Source organism: Streptomyces sp. NPDC057424, assembly GCF_042803315.1.
Lineage (GTDB): Bacteria > Actinomycetota > Actinomycetes > Streptomycetales > Streptomycetaceae > Streptomyces.
Map to the genome: position 1 here is coordinate 175,042 of NZ_JBHVCP010000003.1, position 26,298 is coordinate 201,339.

Here is a 26,298-nt window from a genome sequence, read left to right on the forward strand (position 1 = left end):
GTGCTCATGAGGGGGTGTCGGCCCATGACAGCGTCGGAGCGGGTGACCGTGCGATGGTGGCGGTGGCGACGCAACGCGCTCAAGCGCCGCGTCGACGTCGTCGAGGCCTGGGTCGTGCTCGCCGGCTGGGTGCTCGCCCTGCTGGCCGGGCTGGTCGCCGGGCTGATGGCGGCGGGCACCGTCGAGCGGGCCGTCGAACGGCAACGGGCCGAGAGCCGCCAGGTCCAGGCGGTGGTCGTCGAGGACGCGCCCGGCCCGTCACCGGCCCGCGTGGCGAGCGACCACCGGGTGTGGGGCAAGGTGCAGTGGACCGCGCCCGACGGCTCGACCCATCGTGAGGAGGCCCGGGTGGCGCCCAGGGCTCCCGCCGGGAGCACGATCTCCCTGTGGGTGAACCGGAGCGGTGACATCACGAGCCCACCGGTGTCCAGCGGTGAGGCGTGGCTGCACACCGCCATGGGCGGCGCGCTCACAGGGTTCTTCGCGGGCGGTGCGGTCCTGGGAGCCACGTGCCTGAGCCGCCTGGCCTTCGACCGGCGGCGCATGGCCCAGTGGGACGCGGAGTGGGAGCGGATGGACACACGGAGGGGCTGGAAGACGGGTTAGGGGGCTTCTGGGGACCGCGGACAGCCCTGGACCATGGCGGTACGGCGGCCGCTCCACCGGCGCACGCACCGGCCGCCCTCGGCGGCATCCCGACGCACCTGCCGGCCGCCGGGGGTCGCGGGCGCGGGCATGCTCGCTGCTGCCCGACCGCGCTGGATGTCGTCGGGCCCCCGGCTGTCCGGGGGGTGGTGGTGCGTGCTGGTTGGGCGCGGGGATGGCGGGGTGCGGGTGTGCTCACCGGCCGCCCGGCCGCGGTCGGGACGCCCTCGGGCCCGTGGCTGCCTGGTGCCGCGTGTTCGCCGGCAGCAGGGGCGGCTCGATGCGGCGTGTTCACCGGATGCTCCACGCCCCTGGATGCCGTCGTGCTCGCCGGCGGCCCCGGCCACCTGGGCGGTTCGGGACTCGAACCCCGAACCGGCGGCACGGTCAGCTGCGGCCGACTGTGTCCTGGTCGTCGAGTGCCTCGTGTGCGCCCGGAGGGGTCGGCGCCGTCCGCCGGGGGGAGCGTCCGGTCAGGCGCGTCGCCAGCGGCTCCGTCCACCGGGCGGTCAGGGGGCCGAGGAGGACCAGGATGAGGACGTACGCCGTGGCCAGGGGACCGAGGGAGGGCTCGATGCCGGAGGTGACGGCGAGCCCCGCGATGACGATGGAGAACTCGCCGCGGGCCACGAGCGTGCCGCCGGCGCGCCAGCGGCCCCTGGGCCCGACTCCGGCGCGGCGCGCCGCCCAGTAGCCCGTGGCGATCTTCGTGGCGGCGGTGACGGCGGCCAGGGCGAGGGCGGGCAGCAGCACGGGCGGAATGCTGGCCGGGTCGGTGTGCAGGCCGAAGAAGACGAAGAACACCGCGGCGAACAGGTCCCGCAGCGGCGCGAGCAGACTCGTCGCGCCCTCGGCGACCTCACCCGACAGCGCGATGCCGACCAGGAACGCGCCCACCGCGGCCGACACCTGCAACTGCTGGGCGAGCCCGGCGACCACGAGCGTCACACCGAGAACGACCAGCAGCAGCTTCTCGGGGTCGTCGCTGGAGACGAAGCGGGAGACGTGGCGGCCGAAGCGCACCGCGAGGACCAGCACCAGGACCAGCACACCCACGGCGATCGCCAGGGTGACGCCGCCCGCGGCCAGGCCCACCCCGGCCAGCAGGGCCGTGACGATGGGCAGGTACACCGCCATGGAGAGGTCCTCCAGGACCAGGATGCTCAGAATGGCCGGGGTCTCGCGGTTGCCCAGCCGCCCCAGGTCGCCGAGGATCTTGGCGATGACGCCGGAGGAGGAGACCCAGGTGACGCCGGCCAGGACGACGGCGGCGACCGGGCCCCAGCCGAGCAGCAGGGCCAGGACCGCACCCGGCAGGGCGTTGAGGACGGCGTCGAGGAGCCCGGCGGGGTAGTGGGTCCTGAGGTGGGAGACGAGGTCGGTGGCCGTGTACTCCAGGCCCAGCATGAGCAGCAGCAGGATGACACCGATCTCGGCGCCGACGGCGACGAAGTCCTCGCTGGCGCCCAGCGGCAGCAGCCCGCCCTCCCCGAAGGCGAGCCCGGCCAGCAGATAGAGGGGGATCGGCGAGAACCGGAAGCGCCCGGCGAAGCGGCCGAGCAGCCCGAGCCCCAGGATGAGACAGCCGAACTCGATCAGGAAGACCGCGGAGGAGTGCATGGCGGCTCACTCCCGCCCGAGTATCGTGGCGGCCGCCTCCACGCCCTCGCGGGTCCCGATGACGATGAGGGTGTCGCCACCGGCCAGCCGGAAGTCCGGGGTGGGGGAGGGGATCGCCTCGGCCCGGCGCAGCACCGCCACCACGGACGCGCCGGTGTCCGTACGGATCCGGGACTCGCCCAGCAGCCGCCCGTTCCAGTGCGAGGAGCCGGGCAGTTCGATCCGCTCGGCGACGAGCCCCAGGTCGGTGGTGGACAGCAGGTTCGGCGTGTGGTGCGCGGGCATCAGGGCGTCGATGAGCGTGGCCGCCTCCTCCGACGTCAGTCGCACCGAGAGGTCGCAGGCGTCCGGGTCGTCCTTGCGGTAGGCGCTGACCGTCCGGTGCCCGTCGCGGTGCGCGACCACCGAGAGGCGCCGGCTGTCCCGTGTCGTCAGGTCGTAGCGGACGCCTATGCCCGGCAACGGGGTGCTGCTGAGGCGTGGCGCGCTCATCTCCGTCCCCCTTCGGTCTGTCTGCGCGTTCCTGCCTGCGGGGGCCGCGCCCGGACGAGCGCCCAGATCCGGCCTGTGTGGCTCATCCTAGGCGGCGGGGCGGAACTGTACCCGTCCTGCGTGGGCCTACCGGGACGGCTGCGGGAAGGGGGATACGGACGGGACGGGTGTGGTCGTGGGCAGCCGCGCGGTCGCCCCCTCGACCTGCCGCACGGTGCTGTCGCCGGGCCGGTGGCCCGTGCCCGCGCCGGTGGACAGCTGCGACCAGGCCCCCAGGGCCAGGGCGACGGAGGCCGCGGTGGCGAGGAATCGTCCCGCGCGCCGGACCTTGGCCCGGCGGTCCAGGTCCCGCCACGCCACGCGGACCCACAGTTCCTCCGGTTGCCACAGGTCGCCGACGGCGTGCGGGGGTTGGAGCTGCCGCCCGGCCGCCCGCTCCTTCGCGGAGGGTTCCCTGGGAGCGGAGACACGTATGGCGGACTCGCTGTCCATGAGGAACCGCAGCCACACGTCGTCGGGGACCGGGGAAACGCCGCGCGGTTCGTGGGGAGTTCCCCGCCCCTCCGGCTCATCGGTGGTCACGTCCCGTCATCCCCTCTCCGACCGTCGGCCCGATCACTTGCTCAGCGCAAGATCAGTATGCCGCCCGGGCCCCTGAGCCGCCGCTCCGACCGGTCCCGCACAGCGCGTCCGAGACCGGGCCGTAACGTGCCGTACGGCGGGAGCGCCCGACCGCGCTCCCGCCGTACAGGTCAGACCGCGGCCGGCAGGACGTGGTCGCCGACCTGGTCGGTGCTCAGGCACAGTGAGCAGACGACCGCGTCGTGCGTGCGGCAGGCCGCCACGTCCGGCCGCTCGAACTGCTGCCGGCACACATGGCACTCGTAGGCGACGGCGCTGGGGTTGCCGTCCTCGTCCAGGAGCGGCTCGGCGATGCCGTCGTCGGTGCGGCGCAGGTAGTACCTGCCCTGGGTGACCACGGCCATCAGCGGTGTGAGGACGAAGGCGATGAGGGCCGCGGCGACGGGGGAGTACGGCTGGAGCGTGTCGCCGAGGGCGCGGAAGTACATCGCGATGGACAGCGCGGAGGCGGCGACGAAGGACACCACGCCGACCGGGTTGACGGCGTAGAGCATGCCGCGCCGGAACTCGGGGGCGTGCGGCGACAGCCTCAGCACGTACTTGTTGATGCCGATGTCGGTGGCGACGGTGACCACCCAGGCGATCGCGCAGTTCGAGTAGAAGCCCAGGATGCTGTTGAGGAAGCTGAACATGTCGGCCTCCATCAGGACGAGCGCGAAACCCAGGTTGACCAGGACGAAGACCATCCGGCCCGGGTAGCGCCTCGTGACGCGGGTGAAGGAGTTGGTCCAGGCGAGGGAGCCGGAGTACGCGTTCGTCACGTTGATCTTGATCTGGCTGATCACGACCAGCACCACGGCCAGCGGGACGACGAGCCAGGACGGCATCATCGCGTCGAAGGCGCCCTTGAACTGCTGGATCGGCTCGGGCGCGGCGGAGGCACCGACCTCGGCGATGATGTACACCGCGAGGAACACGCCGATGGCCTGCTTCAGCGCGCCCAGCACCACCCAGCCCGGGCCGGCCATCACCACAGCCGTCCACCAAGTGCGCTTGTTCGCCTCGGTCTTGGGCGGCATGAAGCGCAGGTAGTCGATCTGCTCGCCGATCTGCGCGATCAGCGACAGGCACACGCCGGCCCCGAGCAGCACCGAGGCGGTGTTGATGCCGCCGTCCCCGTCGGTGCCCGCGTAGGCGAGGAAGCGGTCGACGGTGCCGGGGTCGGTGGCGACCAGGTGGACCAGCGGGCCGACCATCAGCAGCAGCCAGATCGGGGTGGTCCACACCTGGAGCTTGCTCAGCGCCGTCATGCCGTAGATCACCAGGGGGATCACCATCAGGGTGGAGACCAAGTAGCCCAGCCACAGCGGCAGTCCGAGGCCCAGTTTCAGGCCCTGGGCCATGATCGAGCCTTCGAGGGCGAAGAAGATGAAGGTGAAGCTGGCGAAGATGACGCTGGTGAGGACCGAACCGAAGTAGCCGAAGCCGGAGCCGCGGGTGATCAGGTCAAGGTCGATGTTGTAGCGGGCCCCGTAGTAGGCGAGGGGGAAGCCGGTCACGAAGATGACGACGGCGGCGACGGCGATCGCGAGCAGCGCGTTGCCGGTGCCGTGGGCCAGGCCGATGCCGGCCCCGATGGAGAAGTCGGCCATGTAGGCGATGCCGCCGAGCGCGGTGGTCGCCACCACCATCGGGGTCCAGCGCCGGTACGTGCGCGGCGCGAAGCGGAGCGTGTAGTCCTCGAGGGTCTCCTTGACGGCCTGGTCCGTGCCCGGTGCCGCCCGCTGTGCGGGTTCCGGCTCGGCGACTTCGGCCAGCCGTGGCTCGGTGCTCATGCCACGCCTCCTTGCTGCGGGTTGGTGACTGACAAGGCAGGCACGGTAGGCAGCAGTCGTTGCCCCTGAGGACTTCCTGGGTGAAGGGGATGTTTCATCTCACCGGGCCCGGCGGCGGTTTACGGCACCCCCAGCACGAACAACACGCATCCGGCGTACGACCCGGAGGCCAGCGCGGCCACGGCGAGGCGGCGGTAGCTCCACAGGCGAGATATGCGCCCTGCGCTCCGCGATAGACCATGCAGGTGGCTTGACTCAGTCATTGAGACTCCTCGGAGTCCAGCGTGGGCGGAGGGGCCGTCGTCGGGGTCGGGGAGGGCGGAGGCGCGGGCGGCGTCGAGCCGGCCGGGCTCTCGGGGGCCGTGGCCGTCGGCGTGGGATCGGCCCGCTCGCTCGTCGTCCCGGACGGGGTGATGCCGCCGGTCGTGGTCGCGGGCGGGGACGTCTCGGGCTGCTGCCGTTGCCGGTGCGCGGGCTCGTACGGGGTGTGCTGCCGGGTGTCGCGCATCAGCCGCGACAGGTCCCGCTCGAAGTCGTCCATCGGTTCTCCTTTCACGTCACGGGCCTGACGGCGTCGGACAGGATCTGGCGGAGCCTGCACGCGGGCATCAGGGCCCGCCGCCGGTCGCGATTGCTGTGGAAGGCGGGCGGCTCCGCCGTGGCGGTGGCCGGGCTCAGCCTCGGGCTGGCCCTGCTGCCCAGCATGCTCGCCCGGGCCCAGCCCGCCGATCACCGGCCGCAGCCCGCGACCAGCCCGACGGCCTCGCCGGACGGCACGCCGACGACCGAGCCGTCGGCGACGAGCCCGGCTCCGACGTGCGACTCCGCGTGACGCGTGGGACCGGGCGGTGCCCACCGGGCAGCCCAGCGCCTGGGCGACCTGGTCTCGGGCAGGTCCTCGCAGGAGCGCAGCACCACCGCGGCCCGCTGTTTCGGCGACAGCAGGGCCAGCGCCGCCTCCAGCCGTGAACGCTTCGCGACGGCGGACGGCGTGTCGCCCGGGACGGCCCGGTCGGGCAGCTGTTCCACCGGGCGCTCCCCCCCCACCAGCGCCGCCGCGCCGAGCGGGCCGCCAGCAGCACCAGCACCGTGCGGACGTACGCCTCCGGCGCCTGCTCGGCCACCTTCGGCCAGGCGAACCACAACTTGACCAAGGCCTCCTGCACCAGATCCTCGGCACGCTGCCGGTCACCCCCCGTGAGCAGACGCGCGACATGGAGCAGCGCCGACCAACGGGCGGCCGCGAACTCGTCGAAGCCGTCCGCCCGAACCTGCTCCATCCTCATCGTCCTGCGTCTCAGTGGCCCCCTAGGCCTCTCAAAAGACACCGGCCCCCGTTTGACGATGCACTCGGAACCTGTGATCCGGCTCACCCCTGCGGCGCCGGCCCCGGACATGCAGAAGGGCCCGTGCGCCAGCACGGGCCCTTCTGTCAGGACTTCGCGGCTGCGCCGGGCCGCCGGTCCCGGGGGTCAGCTGCCGCCCGGACCGCCGCTGCCGAACGAACCGCCGCCGCCCTCGTTCCAGCGCGGGCGCTCCTGCGACGCGCTCGTCCGGTCGCTCATGGTGCCGTGGCCCTTCAGCTGGTGCGGGGTCAGGCGCTCATCGCTCCGGGGGACCTCCTCGGGCTCCCGGCGCTCACTCGTCTCGCGGACCGGACCCCCGTCGGGCAGCCTCGGCTGCTCGTCCGGGCGCGGTGTGGGCAGTTCCCTGCGCTTGACGCGCACGCCGAGGACGAAGGCCCCCAGCAGCAGGGCAACGACCACCACACCCGCCACGATCAGCCCGATGCCGACGGTGCCGCTGGCCGCGGCCATCTCCGTCCATGCGCTCTTCATGGCACGCGGGTACCCCTGGACCACTTCATGAACCCGCAGGACACAGGCGGGCGCCGCACCGGACGGAACCCTTGGGAACACCGGGTTTGACCGGCATCGACCGGGGCTACCCGCGCGGTGTGACTTCGACGACATCCCAGCAGGAGCTGTTCCGGTTCCTGGAGGACCGCTTCGCTTGTGCGCAGGCGTGCACCGAGTGCGCGCGGGCGTGCGCGCTGCGCGCGAGCCTCGTGGATCCCGACGGCACCGAGAACCAGGAACTCGTGCGGCGCAAGGGCATCATGTGCGCGGAGGTCTGCGACGCGACCTGCCGTGTGCTGTCCGAGCAGAACCAGGTGGACGAGAGCAGCATCAGGGTCCAGGTCGAGTGGTGCCGGACCGTGTGCCTGGAGGCCGCCCACGTCTTCGACCGGCAACCAGGAGCGGAGGACTCGGCGGCGGCGTGCCGCGCATGCGCGCGGGCGTGCACGGACTTCCTCGGCACGTTGGACTGACCCACGCCATTCCCAATTTCTGAAACACGTTCTACGGTGTGCGCCGACAGGACCGGTCTGGGGAGCCTGGAGGCGCCGTGCACCTCGAATACACGCCCGAGCAGCAGCGGCTGCGCACCGAACTGCGGTCCTACTTCGCCGAACTGGTCCCGGACCACGTGTACGCCCGGCACGGCGACCCTGCCGCCCAGAAGCGGTTCTACCGCGAGACCATCCGGCGGCTCGGCACGGACGGCTGGCTCGGTGTGGGCTGGCCCGAGGAGTACGGCGGGCGCGGCCTGACGGCCATGGAGCAGTTCATCTTCTTCGACGAGGCCGCCCAGGCCGGCGTCCCGCTGCCGCTCATGGCGCTGAACACCGTCGGCCCGACGATCATGCAGTACGGCACCGACGAGCAGAAGGCGTACTTCCTGCCGAAGATCCTCTCCGGCGAGACCGACTTCGCCATCGGCTACAGCGAGCCGGGCGCGGGCACCGACCTCGCGTCCCTGCGCACCCGGGCCGTACGGGAAGGCGACGAGTACGTCGTCGACGGCCAGAAGATCTGGACGACCAACGGCGACACGGCCGACTGGGTGTGGCTCGCGGTCCGCACCGACCCGGACGCCCCGCCGCACAAGGGCATCACGATGCTCCTGGTGCCGACCACCGACCCCGGCTACTCCTGCACCCTGATCAATACCCTCGCCTCGCACGACACGACCGCCAGCTACTACGAGAACGTCCGTGTCCCCGTCTCCCGCCGGGTCGGCGCCGAGAACCAGGGCTGGCGGCTGATCACCAACCAGCTCAACCACGAGCGCGTGACCCTGGCCGCCCACGGCACCATGGCGATCCGCGCCCTGCACGACGTGCAGCGCTGGGCGATGGAGACCAAGCTCGCCGACGGCCGCCGGGTCGCCGACCTGCCCTGGGTACGGCGCCTCCTGGCCCGCACCCACGCCCGGCTGGACGCCCTCAAGCTGCTCAACTGGCAGATGGTCGGCGCGGTCCAGGACGGCACCCTCACCCCGCAGGACGCCTCCGCCGTCAAGGTCTACGGCTCCGAGGCCCGCCGCGACGCCTACGCCTGGCTCATGGAGATCGTCGCGGCCCCCGGCGCCCTGAAGGAAGGCTCGGCCGGCGCGGTCCTGCACGGCGAACTGGAGCGCGGCTACCGCTCGGCGGTCATCTTCACCTTCGGCGGCGGCAACAACGAGATCCAGCGGGAGATCATCTCGTGGCTCGGACTGGGGATGCCGAGGGTGCGGCGCTGACGGGTTGTGACGACAGGGGTGGGGAGGTGTGGATCAGACGCAGCGGAGTCACATGAAGCCTGGTGGTTGCGGGAACCCGGGTTCCGTCTCTCGGTACTCCCGAACGACCGGAGGGGCGAATCCGATGACCGACATCCGAGGCTTGCTGGGCGACGAGGCCGACGACCTGCTGGCCTACAGCGCCCAGGGCATTCCGAAGGAAGACCTGGTACTCCCCGGTCATGATTTCGTCGACCGGACCGTGGCCGGGTCCGACCGGCCGCCCCGAGTGCTGCGCAATGTGCAGTCCCTCTTCGACCATGGCCGTCTGGCCGGCACGGGGCACGTGTCGATCCTGCCGGTCGACCAGGGCATCGAGCACTCCGCGGCGTCGGCGTTCGCCAGGAACCCCCGCTATCTGGACCCGAAGAACATCGTCGAACTCGCCATCGAAGGCGGCTGCAACGCGGTCGCGAGCACGCTCGGTGTGCTCGGGGCCGTGTCGCGGCGCTACGTGCACAGGATCCCGTTCATCGTGAAGCTCAATCACAACGAGCTCCTGACCTACCCGAACCATGACGACCAGATCATGTTCGGCAACGTCGAGCAGTGCTTCGAACTCGGCGCGGCCGGGGTCGGCGCCACCGTCTACTTCGGCTCGGAGCAGTCGGACCGCCAGTTGCAGGAAGCCAGTGAGGTCTTCGCGCGCGCTCATGAACTGGGCATGTTCACCGTGCTGTGGTGCTACCTGCGCAACCCGGCGTTCAAGAAGGACGGCGTGGACTACTCGGTGTCGGCCGACCTCACCGGGCAGGCCAACCACCTCGGCGTGACCATCGAGGCCGACCTCGTCAAGCAGAAGCAGCCGGAGAACAACGGCGGCTACCCCGCGCTGCAGTTCGGCAGGACCGACGATCTCCTGTACGACAGGCTCACCACCGATCACCCGATCGACCTCACCCGCTGGCAGGTGGCCAACTGCTACATGGGCCGGGTCGGACTCATCAACAGCGGCGGCGTGTCGGCAGGCCAAGGGGACCTCGCGCAGGCCGTACGCACTGCGGTGATCAACAAGCGGGCGGGCGGCACCGGGCTCATCACCGGCCGCAAAGCCTTCCAGCGGCCCACCGCAGAGGGCATCGAACTCCTCCACGCCGTCCAGGACGTCTACTTGGACGACAGCATCACGGTGGCCTGACCGGGGCGCCGGCCGTCCCGTCGCCCGGCGCCGAGACGCCCGGACCGGGCCGGTGACACGCGACGACATGCTCCGGTGACCCGCGGCCTACCGGTCGTGCGTGTGCGGGACGGTGATGACCGGGCAGTGTGCGTGGTGCAGTACGCCCTGGCTGACGGAGCCCAGCACCATGCCGGTGAAGCCGCCGCGGCCGCGGGTGCCCACGACCAGGCCGAGGGCGTGTTCGGACGCCTTGGCGAGGATCTGTACCGGATGGCCCCGCACGACCTCGTGGTGCAGTTCCACCTCCGGATGGGCGGTGGTACGTCCAGCCACCGTCTCGGACAGAAGCCGACGGCAGTCCTGGACGGCCGCGTCCTCGTCCAGGACGCCGAGGGGCGGCGCGTGCCACACGTACAGGGCCCGCAGGACCGCGCCGCGCAGGGCGGCTTCCTCGAAGGCGAAGTCGACCGCGGCGGCGGATCGGGGGCTGCCGTCGACCCCGACCACGAAGTACGGCGGCTGCTGGGTGATGTGCTCCGACTCCGGTACGACCACGACAGGGCACGGTGCGTGGGCGATGAGAGGCAGCGTGACGGCCGCGGAGGTGAAGAGCTCCTGGAGAGCACCCAGGTGCCAGGAGCCGAGCACGATCGCCGTGGCGTTCTGCGCCTGTTCACGCAGCACCCAGGCGGGATGCCCCTCCGCCAGCATCCCGGAGACCCGAACCCGCGGGTGCCGTGACTCGACGAAGCCCACCGCCTCCCTCAGCACGGCGTCCCCCGTCGCGTGCAGGGTCTGGTTCCACTCCTCCCAGGACGGCCGCCCGTCCACCGGCCGGTACCCCGGGGTCGGCACGTTCTGTGCGAGGACGAGCAGCAGGGGCAGGCGGCGCCGGTCCGCCTCGTCGGCGGCCCAGGCGAGCGCCATGCGCTGACCCGGATCGGGGTCGACACCGGCCACGATCGGGTTGCCTTCTTGTCTGTGCGTCATAGCCCACTCCCGGCTTGCTCACTCGACAGGCCCCCGGCCACCGTCGTCGCCCGGGCGGCGATCTGCTCGAAGCCGCGGAAGCCGCCGACCTTCCCGGAGACGACGATCATCCGGACGATGCGTCCCTTGACGTCTCCCTCCAGGCGCGGCTGTGGACGGTGACGGCCGGGTGGGACATCAGCCCTCCGGCCGTCCGGGCCGGGACCTGGCCCGGACGGGCGCGGCGGGCCACGGGAAGGCCGCTGATCCGGCGCTCGGCGAGCAGCCGGGGCGACCTCCTCGACGGTGTGCCGCATGCCATCAGCGCACCGACCTCGCTGTGTCTCATCATCCTCCGCCTTCCCTCAGGAGCGCGCGGGCAGGAGCCGGCTCAGCGGAGCCTGTCGCGGACAGGGGCCGTGGGCCCGGCGCGGTCATCAGGCCGTGTACTTCGAGATCGGTGGAGCGGCGCGAGCCGTGCGGTGTGGTCGGCGAGTACCTCGACGGCCGTGCCGCCCCGTCCGAACGTCACCTGCCTGCTCACGTCGTGTGGGCGAGGAGAAACTCGGTGCTCGAGGACAGCGTGGTCAGCTGAGGGGTGTCCTCGTCGTCGATGCGGATGCCGGTCCGCTCGCTGAGCGTCTCGACGAAGCCGAGGAAGTCCAGCGAGTCCATCTCGAGAGTGTCGCGGAACGGGGCGTCGGGCCCGACGGCGGTGAAGTCGGCGTCGGGGATGACGCGGGTGATCGATTCCTTGACGATGTCCAGCGCTTCGGTACGGTTCACAGCTGCTCCGGGTGGTGCAGGAGGCGGTCGACCACGGTCAGGTAGCGGGCTCCGACGGCGCCGTCGGTCGCCCGGTGGTCCGCGGACAGGGTGGCGGTGACGACGGGGCGTACGCCGAGGAGGCCGTCCACGGCGCACGGCCGGTCCACGACGCGTCCGAAGCCGACCAGGGCCACCTGGGGCGGGTAGATGACACCGAAGACGGCTTCCACGCCCTGATCACCGAGATGGGTGACCGTGAGGGTCGAGCCGGACACCTCCGAGCCGCGGAGCCTGCCGGTGCGGGCGCGGGTGACCAGGTCCTTCAGAGAGGCCATCAGCTGGGGGAGCGGGAGCGTGTCGGCGTCGCGCAGGGCGGGGGCGACGAGCCCGCCGCCCCGCAGCGACACGGCCATGCCGAGGTGGACGCCGTCGCCCGCCTCGAAACGGTCGTCGGTCCAGAAGCCGTTGAGCTCGGGGACCTCACGGGCCGCGAGGGCCGCGGCTTTCAGGAGCAGGGCCGCGGGCAGCAACCGCTCGCCGACCGGGGTCTGCCGGTTGTGCTCGTGCAGCCATTCCATGGCGTCGGCCAGGTCGACGGTCGTGGACAGGTAGTAGTGCGGGATGTCCCGGTTCGCGCGGGCCATCAGTCCGGCGATCGCCTGGCGCATCGTGTCCGTGTGGTCCGCCGAGGGCCGCACCGGGGCGGTGACATGCGGCACGGGCGCGGCCGTGGGTGCCGGTCGCGAGGCCGCTTCGCGCACGTCGGTGGCGCGGACAGCGCCGTCCTTGCCGGTCCCCGCCACCGCGGTCAGGTCGACGTCCAGTTCGGCGGCGAGCCGGCGGGCGAGGGGGGTGGCTCGCAGCCGTGAGGGCCGAGCGGCAGCGGCTGCCTGTTCGATATCGGTCCGTGTGACGCGCCCTCCGGGCCCCGACCCCTCGAGCCCCTCCAGTTCGACGCCGCTGTATTCGGCGAGGTGCCGGAGCAAGGGGCCCGCTTCGAGGTGTCCACGCTCACGGTCGGCCGGCGGCCCGGCGGTGAGTTCCGGCCGGGCGGGAGCCGGTGCGCGGTGTGACGCCCGCCGGGCCGGTCGCCTCGCCTCGGCCCCTTCGGGCAGGCGGGGCTTCTCCCGCTTCCGGGGTTTCTCCGCCTTCCGGGGCCTTTCCGCTTTCCGGGATTCTTCCGCGGCCGGCTCGATCAGTGCGAGAGCCGTGCCGACCGGCACCGTCGTACCGGGCTCGACCAGCAGCTTCCCGATCGTCCCGGTCTCGAAGCACTCCACCTCGATCGTGGACTTGGCGGTCTCCACGACGGCGACCGGATCGCCCTTGTGGACCTGGTCGCCGGGGTGGATCAGCCACTCCTGGAGCATGCCCTCGTCCATGTCGGCGCCCAGGGACGGCATGGTGAACTCGGCCATGATCAGCCCACCGCCCGGTGCGCCGCCGCGACGATGTCGGCGGTCTGGGGCAGAGCGGCCTCCTCCAGCCGCCGGGCGTACGGGATGGGGACCTCCGCACTGCACACCCGCTCCACCGGGGCGTCCAGTGCGTAGAAGGACTCCTCGGCGATGCGTGCGGAGATCTCGGCGGCGAGGCTGCCGGTGCGCCAGGCTTCGTCGATGACCACGGCGCGGTGCGTGCCGGCCACGGTGGCGGTGATGGCTTCGTCGTCGAGGGGACGCAGGGTGCGCAGGTCGACCACCTCGGCGCTGATGCCGTCGGTGGACAGTTCGTCCGCTGCCGCGAGCGCCTTGGGGAGTGAACCGCCGTAGGTGATCAGGGAGACGTCCGTGCCGGGCCGGCGGACCGCGGCGTGATCGATGTCCCCGGGCGCGGCGGGCGCGGAGAGTTCACCGGAGGCGTTGTAGAGGCTTCCGTGCTCGAAGACCAGTACCGGGTCGGGGTCGGCGAGGGCCGGGGCGAGCATGTGGCGGGCGTCCTCGACGGTCGCCGGCGCGAGGACGCGGATGCCCGGGATGTGTGCGTACCAGCCCTCCAGGCTGTGGGAGTGCTGGGCGGCGAGCTGCCGCCCCGCGCCCGTGGTCATACGGATCACCAGGGGGACGGGGAGCTGACCGCCCGACATGTGCAGCAGGGTGGCGGCGTTGTTGAGGATCTGGTCGAGGGCGAGCAGGCTGAAGTTGACGGTCATGATCTCGACGATCGGCCGCATCCCGGCGAGGGCGGCGCCGATGCCGGCGCCCACGAACGCGGACTCCGACAGCGGCGTGTCGCGGACCCGTTCGGGCCCGAACTCCTCCAGCAGGCCGAGGCTGACGCCGAAGCATCCGCCGTAGCGGCCCACGTCCTCGCCCATGAGGAAGACGCGGTCGTCGGCGCTCAGGGCGTCTCTCAACGCCTCGCGCATCGCTTCCCGGTAGGTCGTCTTCGCCGTCTGAGGCTGCGCTGTGCTCATGATCGCCTCACCCCGCCGGGGCGCTGGTGACGTGGCGGAGCAGGTCCTCGACCGGCTCCTCCGGTGCCTGTTCAGCCGCTTCGACGGCGTCGTCGATCTCGTGGGTGGCGCGCTGCTCGATCCCGGCGAGTTCTTCGTCGCCCAGTTCACCGTTCTCGCGCAAGCGGGCCATGAGCTGGTCGATCGGGTCCCGGGCCTTCCACCGGTCGATCTCCGCCTTGTCCCGGTAGCGGTCGGGGTCGTACATGGAGTGGGCGCGGAAGCGGTAGGTACGCGCTTCGACGAAGTGCGGGCCCGCCCCGGCCCGGATGGCTTCGGTGGCCCGGCGGGCGGCGTGCTCGACGGCCTCGACGTCCATGCCGTCGACGGCCCAGGCGACCATGCCGTACGAGGCGGCGCGCAGGGCGAGGTCGGTCTGTGCCTCATGCCGTTCGAGCGCTGTGCCCATGGCGTAGAGGTTGTTCTCGCAGATGAGCAGGAGCGGCAGGTTCCACAGGACGGCGAGGTTGGCCGTCTCGTGGAACTCGCCCTCGGCGAAGGCGCCGTCACCGAAGAAGCAGCAGGTGACGCGGTGCTGTCCGCGCATGCGGTCGGCGAGCGCGAGTCCGGCGGCCAGGGGGAGACCACCGGCGACGATCGCGTTGCCACCGTAGAAGCGGTGGCTCGCGTCGAACAGGTGCATGGAGCCGCCGCGGCCTCCGCTGCAGCCGGTCGTCCTGCCGAACATCTCGGCCATGACGGCCTCGGCGGGGATGCCGCGAGCGAGCGCGTGACCGTGTTCGCGGTACGTGGAGACCACCGCGTCCTCGGGGGTCAGGGCTTCGTTGACGCCCACGGCGACGGCCTCCTCTCCGATGTAGAGGTGGACGAAGCCGCGGATCCGCGCCGCGCTGTACAGCTCGACGCATCGCTCCTCGAAGCGGCGGATGCGCAGCATGGACTCCAGCAGGTCCATCCTGTGCAGGGCGGGTTCGGCAGCAGGACCTGCTGCCCGCCCGCCCCTCGCGTGCCTCGGCGTGGCCTTCTTCGCGTTCTTCCCGGGAGGCTTCGGGGTTCCTGGGGCCTTCTTGGTGCGGGTGTTGCGGGCCACGCTCATGAGGATCCCTCCAACGTCGACACGTCGCCGGTGGGCAGGCCGAGTTCACGTGCACGCAGCAGGCGGCGCATGACCTTGCCGCTGCGGGTCTTGGGCAGGTTCTGGTCGAAGGCGATCTCACGGGGCGCGACGGCCGGGCCCAGCCGGCGACGGGCGAAGGCCAGCAGTTCCCGTTCCAGGTCCGGGGCGGCATCGACGCCGGGCCGCAGCGATACGAACGCCTTGACGACGCTCCCGGCGACGGGGTCGGGCCGGCCGATCACTCCGGCCTCCGCGACCGCCGGGTGTTCCATCAGCGCGCTCTCCACCTCGAACGGGCCGATGAGGTGCCCTGCCGACTTGATGACGTCGTCGGCGCGCCCCACGAACCAGTACCAGCCGTCCGCGTCCCGCCTGACCAGGTCGCCGGTCAGATACCAGCCGTCGGCGAACGCGGCCTCGTAGCGTTCCTTGTCGTGCAGATAGCCGCGGAACATGGACGGCCAGCCCGGCCGCAGCGCCAACTCGCCCTCCACGTCCGGTCGGTCCGCCTCCGTCACCCTGCCGTCGGTGATCAGCGCCCGGCCGTCCTCGCCCTGCTTCAGCACGGTCGCCTCGACACCCGGCAGCGGCCGCCCCATGGAGCCGGGCCGGATCTCGCAGGCCGCGAAGTTCGCGATCATGATGCAGCCGGTCTCGGTCTGCCACCAGTTGTCGTGGACCGGCAGGCCGAGCACGTCCCGGCCCCACACCACGGCCTCGGGGTTGAGGGGCTCGCCGACGGAGGCGATGAACCGCAGGGCCGACAGGTCGTAGGAGCGCGGCAGGTCGTACGGGCCCTGCCGGGGGGTGGCGCGCATCAGCATCCGCAGGGCCGTGGGCGCGGTGTACCAGACGCTCACCCGTTGTTCGCCGAGGATCCGGTACCAGCGCCGGGCGTCGTAGTCGCCTTCGTCGACGACGACCGTCACGCCGTGGACGAGTGGGGCGACGATGCCGTACGACATGCCGGTGACCCAGCCAGGGTCGGCGGTGCACCAGTACACGTCATCGGCGTGCAGGTCGAGCGCGTACGCGGCCGTGGCGTAGTGGGCCACGACCGCCTCGTGGACATGGACCGCGCCCTTGGGGGTGCCGGTGGTTCCGCTGGTGAAGTGCAGCAGCGCCATGTCCTCGGCGGAGGTCGGCGGGACGGTGAACCCGTCCGGGGCGGCGGACATCAGCTCGTCGAAGGAGAGCGTGCCGGGGAGTTCCTCGGCTCCGGGCCCGACGACGATGACGTGTGCGAGCAGGGGGAGCGACGTCCGCCGCTCGGCGACCTTGCGCCGGTACAGGGCCGCGGTGGTCACCAGCACGCGGGCGTCGCCCAGGCTCAGGCGCTGCTCGACCGGGTCGGGGCCGAAGGCGGAGAAGAGCGGGCACAGCACGCTGGTGTTCTTCAGCGTGCCGAGCACCGCCGTGTAGAGCTCGGGGCAGCGGCCGAGCAGCGTGAACACCCGGTCCCCGTAGCCCACGCCGAGTGACCGCAGGACGTTCGCGAAGCGGGCCGTACGGCGCGCCAGCTCGGCGTACGTGACGGTCGAGAGGACGTTGTCGCGGGACAGGCACCGCAGCGCGACCTTGTCACCCAGGCCCGCAGCCACATGGCGGTCGATCGCCTCGTGCGCGATGTTCAGCCCACCGCCGGGCAATCCGGTCAGAGCGGTGTGGGCCCGCGCCCAGATGAAGTCGGCCCGGGCGCGGTCGTAGTCGGTGAGATTCGGCGGAACGGCCGGTGTGGTGTCCTTGGAGATCGTCTCCCAGCGCATGGGCGTTCCTTCCGACGCCTGCCCCACTCCAGAGTCCCCCAGCCCGGGCCGGGTCGCAGCGCGGGCCCGTGCCGCCCGGCACAGGACGGACCAATCGGGTCGGCACCCAAGAGTGGAGCCGAGGGCCGCCCGCTTCTCGCGGATCCGGATTGCGTGGTGCGCGGTTTCTCTCCGCTTCGCCGCATCCCATTTCAGATGCCCTCGACTCACTTCCATAGCACCACGACCCGCCGATGTGCGGTAGGGCCGAACGGCCCAGGCCGCGCGGCCGACAGGGCCCCGCGCGGTGCAGCACCGCCGGGACGCCCCGACGCGTGGCCGTCACCCGGCGTCGTCCGGCGGCCGTGGCCGGCCTGGTGGCTGTCCTGTGGCACAGATCAGTGACAGCCAGCCGCTCAGTCCGGCCGCGTCGACTTTCCCGCACCGGAAGCCGACATGCCCGTCCGGGCGGACGGCCACCAGGCCGCGGCCGGGACTGTTCGCCACCCGCAGGGCGGTGACGTGGGGACCGAGTACCTCGTGGGGTGGTGGGGCGGCGTCGCGCTGCAGCAGCAGGTGCACGCCCGGGCGGGCCAGGAGTGCGTGCAGCCGTTGTGGAGGACCGCCGACGCCGACGGTCGCGTCCGGCAGGCGGTCTCCGGGGCGGGGAGCGCCATGGAGGTGCGGTGTCTCCTCCACCGACAGGGGGCTGCGCCGGTAGTTCACCCGTAGCTGGGAGATGACACGGACCCCCTCGGCGACCAGCCGCCTCCGCTGCAGGATGACCGGCACGAGCGGGGCTGCGCGCGCTGCGGCGGCCGCACGCAGCCACGAGGGCGTCGGGCCGGTCGACGCCTCCGCCCAGAACGCCGTGTGCGTCAGGAACAGCCGTCGGCAGGCGGCCGGTCTGCGCTCCCCGTCATAGGAGTCGAGCAGCACTTCCGCGTCCCGACCGCCCGTGGAATCGTGCGGGCGGCTCGCCGCGAAGCCGAGCTTCCAGCCCAGATTCACCGCGTCCTGGACGCCGGCGTTCATGCCCTGGCCGGTGGCCGGTGAGTAGTTGTGTGCAGCGTCGCCCGCGAGGAAGAGCCGCCCTCGGCGGAACCGCCGGGCGAGGCGGAACTGCAGCGGCACCCGCGCCGACCACGCGAGGCGCTCGATCCGTGCGTCCAGTCCGGCGTCGCCCAGGAGGTGCTGGAGTTCGCTTCTCGGGACGGGCGGTCCGGGCTGGCCGAAGTCCGGCCCGGGCCCGCCGTGGGACGCCCGCGTGGCCAGCAGTCGCCAGGTGGCCTGCTCGCCCAGCGGAAACAGGAACAGCAGCCCTCGACGTCCGGCGAACAGCTGGGCACCGGATCCGCCGGGGGTGCCGCTGAGGTCGAGGTCGGCGAGCACCACCTCTTCGGTGTAGGGCCTGCCGTGCCACCCGATGCCGGCGCAGGCCCGAGTGGTACTGGCCGGGCCGTCGCAGCCGCCGACGAAGAGGCAGCGGATCACCTCCGGGCCCTTCGGCGTGCGCAGCACGGCCCGTGCGCCGTACCCGTCGTCGCGGACGGCGACCAGTTCGGTGCCTCGTTCCACCGCCACCCCGCGGTCGGCCAGTGCCTGCGCCAGCACCCTCTCGACGTCCGTCTGCCGTACGAGCGACAGGTGCGGGAACGCCGTGTCGGGCAGTGCGAGGTCCGCGAGGCTCGCTTCGACAGCGCGGGAGCCGAGGTGGAGGGTCGCCTTCGGGGCGGTGTCCGCCTGCTCCAGCAGGGCGTCCGTGACACCGAGGGGGCGCAGGACTTCCAGGGTGCGTGGATGCATGATGAGGGCGCGGGAGGGCCGGAACGCCTCGGGGCGCCGCTCGACGATCCGGACCCGTGCTCCGTGGTCGTGGGCCTGGAGAGCCAGGGTGAGGCCGGTCGGACCGGCCCCGACCACGAGGACGTCCACCGCGGTCGTCACGCCGTGCCCTGTATCCGCCACCAGTCCGCGGCGTCGTCGTCCGGTGCCAGGCCGTCGGCCGGTCCCGGGTCGGCGAGGACGTCGTCGCGGCGCCGGCCGGGCAGGACCGTGTAGCGGATCGAACCGGGCACGCTGACCAGCGCCAGCACCCGCCACAGGGAGCGCGCGTAGTGTTCGGCCCGCTCCGGGCCGTCCCACTCGTACACCCCGCGGTAGCGGTCGCGCTCGTCGTGGGCCAGCCACAGCTTCGAGGTGAAGCCGGGGAAACCGACGAACAGCGGGGTGTTCAGCAGGCTTTCCGCGCGGAACAGGGCGTGCGCGGGCCCGCGGACCAGGCGCAGCTTGAAGGTGACCACCAGGGTGCACGGGTCCCGCGCCAGACCGCTGCCGAGGCGGGTCTCCCGGTACACCCGGGCCGAGGTGCCGTCGGCGAAGTGCAGCCGCGTCCCCCGCCGTTCCCTCGGCAGACGGACCCGGCGCCCCGCGAGCAGCCCGAAGGTGGAGAGGAAGCAGGCGGCCACGGATCGCCATGCCACGCCAGGGGCGAGTGGCCCTTGTTCACCCACGATGTCCTCCTCCCGAAGAGCGGCAACGGGCGTACGGTGCGCGGCCCTGCCGGCCCTCCTGCGGGGCCGGGGTTTCCCCGTACCCACCACCCTGAGGGAAGGTGCCGTGTCCCGCGAGACCTGGTGACGCCGGCCGGCACGTGGCTGCCCGCCCGGCTCCGTGCGGACGTCCCGACTCGCTCGCCTAGTCCGGCTCCATGTAGGGGCGACGGAAGACCGGGGCCTGGCTGTCGGCGTGTGGGCGGATCGCTGCCAGTGCCTGGACCACCGCGGCCTCCAGGGAGCCGCTCGTGTCGACCCCGACGGCCTCGGGCCACGGCTGTTCCGCTGCGGCCATGGTGTTCGCCACGTCCACGCCGGCGTCGGACGCACCGGGCGCGCGCCTGGCGAGGCGGGTCGCGGTCACCTCGCCCGGGACCCGGCAGTGCACGGCGACGAGGTCGGCGTGGGCGCGTTCGGCCACGGCCAGGGCGGCTTCACGCTGTCCCGCGTCGTGCCAGGTGGCGTCCAGGACGACGGACTCACCCTGGGACAGCAGGGTCGCTGCGCGGTCGAGGAGGGCCGCGTACGTCTTGGTGGTCCATTCGGGGGAGTACAGGCCCTCGCCGTAGGGGGCGCCGGCCGGCTGCTCCGCCGGGATGCCCGCCAGTTCCTTGCGGAGGCGGTCACTGCTGAGCAGAGTGACGCCGAGCCGATCGGCGAGCGCCCCGGAGAGCGTGGACTTGCCGCTGCCCGGGAGCCCGCCGACGAGGGTCAGGCCGACGGCGGAGGCGCGCAGATGCCGCAGGGCGGTGAGGATCAGCCGGCGTGCCGTCGCCTGCGTGCCGGGCGTGCCCTGGCGTGCCTGGATCAGGGAGACCTTGGCCCGCACGAACGCGCGGTACGCGACGTAGTGGTGGCGAAGCGAGGGGGGCGCCGGGTCGCCGGAGTACTCGCCGTACTCGGCGAGGAAGAACGCCGCGGCGCCCGGGGCGCCGAGTTGTTCCAGGTCCATGGCGAGGAAGGCGGCGTCGTCGAGGCCGTCCACGTAGCGGAGGCGGTCGTCGAACTCCAGGCAGTCCAGGACGCGCGGGCCGTCGTCGAGGCAGAAGATGTCCTCGGCGAGCAGGTCTCCGTGGCCGTCGACCACCCGCCGCTGCGCGATCCGTCTGTGGAACAAGGGCTCGCGGCCCGCGAGGTAGCGGCGCACCAGGCGCTCGATCTCCGCCACCCCCTCGGGCGCGGAGCCGTCGTCGGCCAGGGCACGGACCTGGGCGAAGCTCGCCTCCCAGCGCGACGACAGGGCGTCGCGCGTCCCCTGCTCGTCCACCTCCCGGCCGCGGGGAGCGCTCGCGTGGTGGGCGGCGAGCAGCCGGGCGACGGCCCGCAGCACGTCGTCTACGGCGGCGCCCTCCCGTACGAGCCGGGAGAGGCGGCGCCCGGTGGGCATGCGGCGCATCACCACGACGGGCTCGGGCACCTCGCTGTCCGGGCTGCTGAAGGCGCCGACGCCGAGGTAGACGTCAGGGGCGAAGCGGCGGTTGAGGAAGACTTCCCGCTCACAGGTTGCCCGCCGGGCGGCCACCGTGGTGTGGTCCAGGAACGTCAGGTCGACCGGCTTCTTCACCTTGTACGCGCGGTCCCCGATGAAGAGCACCACCGCGGTGTGGGTCTCGCGCACCTCGGCGCGCGGAGGCGACGGGGACCCGGAGGCCTCCTCCCGCCGCACCGCCGCCATCGGCTCCCCGGCGTGGCCCGGCTCAGTCATGGGGGACGACGGCGACCGGGCAGGGCGCGTGGTGCGCGGCGGCCTGCGCCACGGGGCCCAGGCGCGGTGTCAGGGGAGGGTGGTGCCTGCGTCGGCCGACGACCAGCAACTGGGCGCCCGTGGTGGCGGCCACGACTGCCTTGGCGGGGCTGTCCAGGCGGACACTGTCGGACACGGTGACACCCGGGAACTTCTCGCGCCAGGGGCGCAGGACCTGCCTCAGGCCCTGATGCGCCTCATGTCGCTCCTCCTGGGTCACGGTGTGGTCCACACCCCAGGGCGTGTACGCGTGCAGCGGCATGCTGCGGCCATGGAGCGCGCGCACCGGCACGCCTCGTGCCGCGGCGGTGGTGAAGGCGAATTCGAGCAGGTCGTCGCACGGGCCGTGGAGTTTCAGGGCCACCACGACGTCGCCCGGGGCACCGGACAGGGAGCGGTGCTCCTCTTCCGGCCGCTCGGCACGCACCAGGACGGCCGGCCGCTCCGCCCGTGCGACGACGGCCAGGCTGATGTCGCCGAGGAAGTAGCTCGCCACGGCGGCCAGGCCCTGCGAGCCGAGCACGAGCATCTCGGACTCCGACGCGGCGTGGAGCAGTGCGTCCTGGGCGTCGTCGGCCACCAGGTCGCCGACGACGCTGAGGCCCGGGTGCCGCGACTGGAGCTCCGCCTGGGCGGTGTGCACGAGCCGCTTCGCCCAGTAGTTCTGATCGACTTCCGCGGGGGTAGCGGCCGGTTCGGGCGCGAGCATGGGCCACGCGTGCAGCAGGCGCAGGGTGAGGTTGCGCCGCTCGGCTTCGTCGGCGGCCCAGCGGGCGGCGGCGAGGCTCGCGGGTGATCCGTCGAGGCCGACGGTGAGGACTCGTTCCATGGCGACTGCCTCCGTCTCGTACGAAGCTGGAAGGACGGTGAGCGTGGTCACAGTCAGGACTGCCGCCCCACAGAACACGGCGCTTCTCCATCGAGGACTACCCCAGATCTCCTCGCGGCGCATGTGGTCCCGGCAAGACGGCGCTCGTACGGGCGCGAAGTCCGGAGAAGGAGGTGGGAGCGGTGACGGTTCCCCTGGTGGTCGGCATCGACGGGTCCGAGCCGAGCCTGGAGGCGGTGGACTGGGCCGTGGACGAGGCGGTCCGGCACGACGTACCGCTCCATCTCGTGCACGCGGCCGCGGCGGAAGACGAGGCACGCGACCTGGTCGCCGTCGCCTCGGAGCGAGCGAGCAGGAGCTCCTCAGCGGTGAAGCTGTCCAGTGCGGTACTGCACGGGGACGCGACGTCCGCCCTGGTCGACGAGGGGCGCAACGCCTTCGCACTGGTACTCGGTTCGAGAGGTCTGGGAGATCTCGCCGGGCTGCTCCTGGGCTCGGTCAGCCTGTCCGTGGCCGCCCGTGCCGACTGCCCGGTCGTCGTCGTGCGCGGCGGGGCGGCACACCGCGCCGGCCGGTTCGGAAGCGTCGTCGTCGGCGTCGAGGAGGGGGAGGGCAGCGGTACGGCCGCGCAGTTCGCGTTCCGCGAGGCCCACGCGCGGGGCTGCGGTCTGGTCGCGGTGCACGCCTGGAGCGTCCCGGTCGGAAACCCGGGGCCCCCGGGCCTGTCCGGATACGCGCTCCAGGCCATGCAACGCCCACCGGCGCAGGTGCTCGATGACGCGCTGCGCGGCCCTGCGGAGCGGTACCGGGACGTGCCGGTGAGCAGGGAGGTGGTCGAGGGCTCGGCACGGCAGGCCCTCTTGGCGGCCGCGTCCGATGCCGACCTGCTCGTCGTCGGGGCCCGCAGGCGCCACGGGCACGTGGGACTGCAGCTGGGCCTGGTCAATCACGCGGTGCTGCACCACGCGCCGTGTCCGATCGTGGTCGTGCCCCAGATCTGACCGGACACGGGCGACGGGGCGACGAACACGGTGGGTCGAGTGGCCGGGTGGACAGGGACCTTCGGCCCCGTGATCGGGCTCCGCCCACGTTGCAAGGTGGTGAGGGAGAAGGACGGGGCGGGGAAGCACCAGCAACAGCTGGAGGCCAGACCATGAGCACACAGGATCCGCCACAGGGATCAGGTCCCCACCGGCCGCGCCGGGACAGTCACCCGCCCGACGGCACGAACCTCTTGACGCGCAGGTCCGATCGGGTCGAGACCTGGAGCTCCCGTGTCCTGCTGGCCGTGCTCGTCCTCGGACTGCCCGCTGCTTCGGTGAGCGCGGGGACGGCCGTCCACGAGTCGACGATGCGCACCGTCCGGGCCCAGGCCGCAGAGCGGTCCCAGACCACCGCACAGGTGACCTCGGCCCCGGAGTCAGCACCGGGCAGCGCCGCGAACGAGAGGCAGAGGGTCCAGCTCAAGTGGACCGATGAAGACGGCCGGCAGCGGACGGGAACCGCCCAGGTGGCACTGGACGAGACCGCGGGCTCGACCGTACGGGTCTGGGTCGACCGCGAAGGAAACGTCACGACCCCACCGATGTCCGCGAGCAACGCGCAGGTCACCGGCTGGCTGATGGGCGGGATGACGGCGGCCGGCGTCTACGTCGGCTTCCTCGCGGCTCGCCGGGGAGTGCGCCTGGCGCTGGACCGCAGAAGGTACGCGCAGTGGGACGCCGAATGGGACCGGGTGGAGCCTCTGTGGTCCGCGCGGTTCCACAGGTGACGGGCAGCGGACAGGCCCCGTCGCCGGGACGCCGACCAGGAAGTGACGCTCATGTCCGATGCGACGACCACCGACCTGTACGAGGTCACCATGGCGATGTCGTACCTGCGGGAGGGGATGACCCGCCCGGCGACGTTCAGCCTGTTCGCCCGCGATGTGCCGCCCGACCGCGGCTTCCTGGTGGCCGCCGGGCTGGAGTCGTCACTGGACTTCCTGTCCGGCTTCCGCGTCGGCCCGGAGGACGTCGACGCCTTCGCCTCGGTCCTGCGTCGTCCGGCGCGTGATCTGGAGCCGTTGCTCGGGACGGAGTTCACCGGCCTGGTGCGCGCCGTGCCGGAGGGGCGGATCGTCCTGGCAGGCGAACCGCTGCTGGAGGTGACCGCTCCGCTTCCGCAGGCCCAGCTGGTCGAGACGTACGTCCTCAACCAGGTCAACCACCAGACGACGATCGCCTCGAAGGCCGCGCGATGTGTCCTGGCCGCGGCGGGACACCCGGTCGTGGACTTCTCACTCCGCCGTACCCACGGCCCTGAAGCCGGCTACCAGGCCGCCCGGCTGAGCGCCATGGTCGGCTTCGCAGGAACGAGCAATGTGGCGGCGGCCACCGCCGAAGGGCTGACGGCCGTCGGCACCATGGCCCACTCGTACGTCGAGGCGTTCGGCACCGAGGAGGCGGCCTTCCGGGCCTTCGCCCGCTCCCATCCCGGTCCGGTGACGTTCCTGGTGGACACCTACGACACCGAGGAGGGGGTCCGGGTCGCGGCCCGCGTGCTGCGGGACCTGGACCGCGGGCCCGGCTCGGCCGTACGGCTGGACAGTGGCGATCTGGGAGCCCTGGCCGTGCGGGCACGCGCCCTCCTCGACGCGGCCGGACTGCCGGACGTACGGATCATCGCCAGCGGCGGTCTCGACGAGTACGGCGTGGACGAACTCGTCCGCTCCGGAGCACCGATCGACGTCTACGCCGTCGGCACCCGCGTCGGGGTCTCGGCCGACGCCCCGTTCCTGGACTCCGCGTACAAGCTGGTCGAGTACGACGGCCGGCCGGTGATGAAGCTCTCGTCGGCCAAGGCGACCGCGCCCGGGCAGAAGCAGGTGTTCCGCCGCCCCGGATACGCCGACGTGATCGGACTGCGTGACGAGCGGCCGCCGGGGGAGGGCGTACCGCTGCTGGAGACGGTGATGCGGGACGGGAGGCGCACCGGCGCGCGCCCCCTCCTGGACGAGAGCAGCGAAAGGTTCACCGCCGACCTGGCCGGGCTCCCGCCCGCCGCCCGCCGCATCAAGGCCCCCGTCGCGCCACGGGCAGGGACCTCGGATCAGCTGACCACCCTCGCCGACCGGGTCCGGCGTCGTATCGAGGACGCGGTCGCGGCCGGCTCCGTGGACGCGGACCCGCGCCACCACGAGCGGACGACGGGATCCCGGCGCTCCGCACGGAGATGAGGAGGACAGTGATGCCGCATACCGTGGAATGGAAGGCCCGCCTCTACCTCTTCGAGGAGGAGGGAACGACCAAGGCACGTGCGGTGCTGGACACCGGGACCACGGAGTTGTCCGGGCACGGGGACGCGCACCGGAATCCCGCGGACATGGATGTGCCGGAGATCGGTGACGAACTGGCGGCGGCCAGGGCCCTGCACGACCTCGGCCGGCAGCTGCTGGACATCGCCGAACGGGACATCGAGGGCATGAGCCCGGCCGCGGCCGGGCGGCGAGCACGTCCGGAGACCGGCTGGCCGTCGCCGGATCAGATGCAAGGAGGATGACCGATGACACAGCCTGCCCGTCGCGGCAGGGGTTCGCTTCCGGTATGGGACCCCTTCCGCGAACTGGAGGACCTGCACACGCGCATGGACCGGCTCATGCAGTCCGCGTTTCCCGCCGGCGCCGCGCTCGGCAGCGCCGGGGTATGGGCGCCGCTGGCCGACATCGAGGACACCGAGGACGCGTACCTGGTGGAGCTGGATCTCCCCGGCGTGGACAAGGACGACATCACCGTGGAAGTCACCGACTCCGAGATCGACGTCCACGGCGAGATCAAGGAGAAGGAACGCGCCGGTGTGGTGCGGCGCCGCTCCCGGCACGTCGGGGAGTTCGACTACCGTACGAGCCTGCCGCCGAACACCGACACCGCACACATCAGCGCCGAGCTGACCAACGGGGTTCTCACCGTGCGCGTCCCGAAAGCCGAGAAGGGCAAAGCGCAACGCATCGAAATCTCCGGCTGAACAGAGGCAGGGCGGGCCGCGACCGCGGGTGCGGTGGTTGCCTGCCCTCACTCCCCGGTGGAAACCCCGGAGCCCTCTGCCCAGTACGTGATGTGCCCCGCGACGGAGACCACGCCGTCGACACTCCGGCACAGCCGCTCGATCGCCGGGATCACGTTCTCGGCCTCGACGGATCGACCGAGGCTCACGTGCCCCTCGTGAACGTCGACCGTCACGTCCCACGGGTCTGTCC

The 26,298-nt window shown here is 72.3% G+C and carries 26 protein-coding genes and 2 pseudogenes; 9 read left to right on the forward strand and 19 right to left on the reverse strand.

What is annotated here, in order from left to right; translation table 11 throughout:
- The first annotated feature begins 24 nt into the window (after positions 1–24).
- Positions 25–606 carry a hypothetical protein gene (locus tag ACFU3E_RS04675; protein WP_384151988.1) on the forward strand — a complete coding sequence of 194 codons (582 nt, stop codon included), beginning with the start codon at positions 25–27 and terminating at the stop codon, positions 604–606.
- A 426-nt stretch (positions 607–1,032) separates the two neighbouring features.
- Here the strand turns inward: ACFU3E_RS04675 and ACFU3E_RS04680 are convergent, their stop codons facing one another.
- The 7 genes and pseudogenes from ACFU3E_RS04680 to ACFU3E_RS04710 all read right to left on the reverse strand — a co-directional run bounded on the left by ACFU3E_RS04680 (position 1,033) and on the right by ACFU3E_RS04710 (position 7,012).
- Positions 1,033–2,265 carry a cation:proton antiporter gene (locus tag ACFU3E_RS04680; RefSeq protein WP_384151991.1) on the reverse strand — a complete coding sequence of 411 codons (1,233 nt, stop codon included), beginning with the start codon at positions 2,263–2,265 and terminating at the stop codon, positions 1,033–1,035.
- A gap of 6 nt (positions 2,266–2,271) precedes the next feature.
- Positions 2,272–2,757: a cation:proton antiporter regulatory subunit gene (locus tag ACFU3E_RS04685; RefSeq protein WP_384151994.1), complete on the reverse strand. Its 486-nt coding sequence runs from the start codon at positions 2,755–2,757 to the stop codon at positions 2,272–2,274.
- A gap of 126 nt (positions 2,758–2,883) precedes the next feature.
- Entirely contained in the window at positions 2,884–3,339 is a 456-nt protein-coding gene (locus ACFU3E_RS04690) for a hypothetical protein (RefSeq protein ID WP_384151997.1), read from the reverse strand.
- Positions 3,340–3,509: 170 nt separating this feature from the next.
- Entirely contained in the window at positions 3,510–5,174 is a 1,665-nt protein-coding gene (locus tag ACFU3E_RS04695) for a purine-cytosine permease family protein (protein ID WP_384152000.1), read from the reverse strand.
- Positions 5,175–5,433: 259 nt separating this feature from the next.
- Complete coding sequence (locus ACFU3E_RS04700; protein ID WP_384152257.1) at positions 5,434–5,715, reverse strand: hypothetical protein; 282 nt, start codon at positions 5,713–5,715, stop codon at positions 5,434–5,436.
- A 273-nt stretch (positions 5,716–5,988) separates the two neighbouring features.
- Positions 5,989–6,454 (reverse strand): annotated as a pseudogene (locus ACFU3E_RS04705) (SigE family RNA polymerase sigma factor); the annotation flags it as partial.
- A 192-nt stretch (positions 6,455–6,646) separates the two neighbouring features.
- Positions 6,647–7,012: a DUF6479 family protein gene (locus ACFU3E_RS04710; RefSeq protein WP_384152003.1), complete on the reverse strand. Its 366-nt coding sequence runs from the start codon at positions 7,010–7,012 to the stop codon at positions 6,647–6,649.
- A gap of 119 nt (positions 7,013–7,131) precedes the next feature.
- Here ACFU3E_RS04710 and ACFU3E_RS04715 point away from each other — a divergent pair, with 119 nt between their 5' ends.
- From ACFU3E_RS04715 to ACFU3E_RS04725, 3 genes are all read left to right on the forward strand, one after another.
- Complete coding sequence (locus ACFU3E_RS04715) at positions 7,132–7,506, forward strand: ferredoxin (RefSeq protein WP_384152006.1); 375 nt, start codon at positions 7,132–7,134, stop codon at positions 7,504–7,506.
- 77 nt (positions 7,507–7,583) lie between these two features.
- Entirely contained in the window at positions 7,584–8,762 is a 1,179-nt protein-coding gene (locus ACFU3E_RS04720) for an acyl-CoA dehydrogenase family protein (RefSeq protein WP_384152008.1), read from the forward strand.
- 124 nt (positions 8,763–8,886) lie between these two features.
- Complete coding sequence (locus tag ACFU3E_RS04725) at positions 8,887–9,939, forward strand: class I fructose-bisphosphate aldolase (protein WP_384152011.1); 1,053 nt, start codon at positions 8,887–8,889, stop codon at positions 9,937–9,939.
- Positions 9,940–10,026: 87 nt separating this feature from the next.
- Here the strand turns inward: ACFU3E_RS04725 and ACFU3E_RS04730 are convergent, their stop codons facing one another.
- From ACFU3E_RS04730 to ACFU3E_RS04780, 11 genes and pseudogenes are all read right to left on the reverse strand, one after another.
- Positions 10,027–10,911 carry a universal stress protein gene (locus tag ACFU3E_RS04730; protein WP_384152014.1) on the reverse strand — a complete coding sequence of 295 codons (885 nt, stop codon included), beginning with the start codon at positions 10,909–10,911 and terminating at the stop codon, positions 10,027–10,029.
- 390 nt (positions 10,912–11,301) lie between these two features.
- A pseudogene (locus tag ACFU3E_RS04735) lies at positions 11,302–11,422 on the reverse strand (acetate--CoA ligase family protein); the annotation flags it as partial.
- Between the two features lie 8 nt (positions 11,423–11,430).
- Positions 11,431–11,676: an acyl carrier protein gene (locus ACFU3E_RS04740; RefSeq protein WP_384152017.1), complete on the reverse strand. Its 246-nt coding sequence runs from the start codon at positions 11,674–11,676 to the stop codon at positions 11,431–11,433.
- Positions 11,673–13,076: a 2-oxo acid dehydrogenase subunit E2 gene (locus tag ACFU3E_RS04745; protein ID WP_384152020.1), complete on the reverse strand. Its 1,404-nt coding sequence runs from the start codon at positions 13,074–13,076 to the stop codon at positions 11,673–11,675. Before ACFU3E_RS04745 ends, ACFU3E_RS04740 begins: the two co-directional genes overlap by 4 nt.
- 2 nt (positions 13,077–13,078) lie before the next feature.
- The gene (locus ACFU3E_RS04750; protein WP_384152023.1) at positions 13,079–14,074 is read right to left on the reverse strand and encodes an alpha-ketoacid dehydrogenase subunit beta; all 996 of its coding nucleotides are present in this window, start codon (positions 14,072–14,074) and stop codon (positions 13,079–13,081) included.
- Between the two features lie 7 nt (positions 14,075–14,081).
- Complete coding sequence (gene pdhA / locus ACFU3E_RS04755; RefSeq protein WP_384152026.1) at positions 14,082–15,170, reverse strand: pyruvate dehydrogenase (acetyl-transferring) E1 component subunit alpha; 1,089 nt, start codon at positions 15,168–15,170, stop codon at positions 14,082–14,084.
- Entirely contained in the window at positions 15,167–16,957 is a 1,791-nt protein-coding gene (acsA, locus tag ACFU3E_RS04760; protein ID WP_384152029.1) for an acetate--CoA ligase, read from the reverse strand. Before acsA ends, pdhA begins: the two co-directional genes overlap by 4 nt.
- A gap of 321 nt (positions 16,958–17,278) precedes the next feature.
- Positions 17,279–18,883 (reverse strand): FAD-dependent monooxygenase, encoded by a 1,605-nt coding sequence (locus tag ACFU3E_RS04765; protein WP_384152032.1) that lies wholly within the window; start codon positions 18,881–18,883, stop codon positions 17,279–17,281.
- Positions 18,880–19,449, reverse strand: a complete 570-nt coding sequence (locus tag ACFU3E_RS04770; RefSeq protein WP_384152035.1) for a hypothetical protein — start codon at positions 19,447–19,449, stop codon at positions 18,880–18,882. Before ACFU3E_RS04770 ends, ACFU3E_RS04765 begins: the two co-directional genes overlap by 4 nt.
- Before the next feature lie 184 nt (positions 19,450–19,633).
- The gene (locus ACFU3E_RS04775) at positions 19,634–21,109 is read right to left on the reverse strand and encodes an AAA family ATPase (RefSeq protein ID WP_384152260.1); all 1,476 of its coding nucleotides are present in this window, start codon (positions 21,107–21,109) and stop codon (positions 19,634–19,636) included.
- 79 nt (positions 21,110–21,188) lie between these two features.
- A complete protein-coding gene (locus ACFU3E_RS04780) occupies positions 21,189–22,064 on the reverse strand; it encodes a universal stress protein (RefSeq protein ID WP_384152038.1) in 876 nt (291 codons plus the stop codon).
- Positions 22,065–22,246: 182 nt separating this feature from the next.
- Here ACFU3E_RS04780 and ACFU3E_RS04785 point away from each other — a divergent pair, with 182 nt between their 5' ends.
- The 5 genes from ACFU3E_RS04785 (at position 22,247) to ACFU3E_RS04805 (ending at position 26,066) form a co-directional block, all read left to right on the forward strand.
- The gene (locus ACFU3E_RS04785) at positions 22,247–23,065 is read left to right on the forward strand and encodes a universal stress protein (RefSeq protein WP_384152042.1); all 819 of its coding nucleotides are present in this window, start codon (positions 22,247–22,249) and stop codon (positions 23,063–23,065) included.
- A gap of 233 nt (positions 23,066–23,298) precedes the next feature.
- Positions 23,299–23,835 carry a hypothetical protein gene (locus ACFU3E_RS04790; protein ID WP_384152045.1) on the forward strand — a complete coding sequence of 179 codons (537 nt, stop codon included), beginning with the start codon at positions 23,299–23,301 and terminating at the stop codon, positions 23,833–23,835.
- Positions 23,836–23,886: 51 nt separating this feature from the next.
- Complete coding sequence (locus tag ACFU3E_RS04795; RefSeq protein ID WP_384152048.1) at positions 23,887–25,281, forward strand: nicotinate phosphoribosyltransferase; 1,395 nt, start codon at positions 23,887–23,889, stop codon at positions 25,279–25,281.
- 11 nt (positions 25,282–25,292) lie between these two features.
- A complete protein-coding gene (locus ACFU3E_RS04800) occupies positions 25,293–25,604 on the forward strand; it encodes a DUF1876 domain-containing protein (protein ID WP_384152051.1) in 312 nt (103 codons plus the stop codon).
- 3 nt (positions 25,605–25,607) lie between these two features.
- Positions 25,608–26,066 carry an Hsp20/alpha crystallin family protein gene (locus ACFU3E_RS04805; RefSeq protein WP_384152054.1) on the forward strand — a complete coding sequence of 153 codons (459 nt, stop codon included), beginning with the start codon at positions 25,608–25,610 and terminating at the stop codon, positions 26,064–26,066.
- Positions 26,067–26,113: 47 nt separating this feature from the next.
- On the opposite strand, the gene ACFU3E_RS04810 is transcribed toward ACFU3E_RS04805, so the two are convergent.
- On the reverse strand, positions 26,114–26,281 hold the full coding sequence (locus ACFU3E_RS04810) for a BON domain-containing protein (RefSeq protein ID WP_384152057.1): 168 nt from the start codon (positions 26,279–26,281) through the stop codon (positions 26,114–26,116).
- Positions 26,282–26,298: the final 17 nt, after the last annotated feature.

Excerpts from the sequence above, each read along its gene's own strand:
- ACFU3E_RS04695 (WP_384152000.1), bottom strand. The coding sequence starts at position 5,174 with ATGAGCACCGAGCCACGGCTGGCCGAAGTCGCCGAGCCGGAACCCGCA.
- ACFU3E_RS04745 (WP_384152020.1), bottom strand. The coding sequence starts at position 13,076 with ATGGCCGAGTTCACCATGCCGTCCCTGGGCGCCGACATGGACGAGGGC.
- ACFU3E_RS04710 (WP_384152003.1), bottom strand. The coding sequence starts at position 7,012 with ATGAAGAGCGCATGGACGGAGATGGCCGCGGCCAGCGGCACCGTCGGC.
- ACFU3E_RS04730 (WP_384152014.1), bottom strand. The coding sequence starts at position 10,911 with ATGACGCACAGACAAGAAGGCAACCCGATCGTGGCCGGTGTCGACCCC.
- acsA (WP_384152029.1), bottom strand. The coding sequence starts at position 16,957 with ATGCGCTGGGAGACGATCTCCAAGGACACCACACCGGCCGTTCCGCCG.
- pdhA (WP_384152026.1), bottom strand. The coding sequence starts at position 15,170 with ATGAGCGTGGCCCGCAACACCCGCACCAAGAAGGCCCCAGGAACCCCG.
- ACFU3E_RS04795 (WP_384152048.1), top strand. The coding sequence starts at position 23,887 with ATGTCCGATGCGACGACCACCGACCTGTACGAGGTCACCATGGCGATG.
- ACFU3E_RS04780 (WP_384152038.1), bottom strand. The coding sequence starts at position 22,064 with ATGGAACGAGTCCTCACCGTCGGCCTCGACGGATCACCCGCGAGCCTC.
- ACFU3E_RS04685 (WP_384151994.1), bottom strand. The coding sequence starts at position 2,757 with ATGAGCGCGCCACGCCTCAGCAGCACCCCGTTGCCGGGCATAGGCGTC.
- ACFU3E_RS04700 (WP_384152257.1), bottom strand. The coding sequence starts at position 5,715 with ATGGACGACTTCGAGCGGGACCTGTCGCGGCTGATGCGCGACACCCGG.
- ACFU3E_RS04750 (WP_384152023.1), bottom strand. The coding sequence starts at position 14,074 with ATGAGCACAGCGCAGCCTCAGACGGCGAAGACGACCTACCGGGAAGCG.
- ACFU3E_RS04675 (WP_384151988.1), top strand. The coding sequence starts at position 25 with ATGACAGCGTCGGAGCGGGTGACCGTGCGATGGTGGCGGTGGCGACGC.
- ACFU3E_RS04805 (WP_384152054.1), top strand. The coding sequence starts at position 25,608 with ATGACACAGCCTGCCCGTCGCGGCAGGGGTTCGCTTCCGGTATGGGAC.
- ACFU3E_RS04800 (WP_384152051.1), top strand. The coding sequence starts at position 25,293 with ATGCCGCATACCGTGGAATGGAAGGCCCGCCTCTACCTCTTCGAGGAG.
- ACFU3E_RS04725 (WP_384152011.1), top strand. The coding sequence starts at position 8,887 with ATGACCGACATCCGAGGCTTGCTGGGCGACGAGGCCGACGACCTGCTG.
- ACFU3E_RS04680 (WP_384151991.1), bottom strand. The coding sequence starts at position 2,265 with ATGCACTCCTCCGCGGTCTTCCTGATCGAGTTCGGCTGTCTCATCCTG.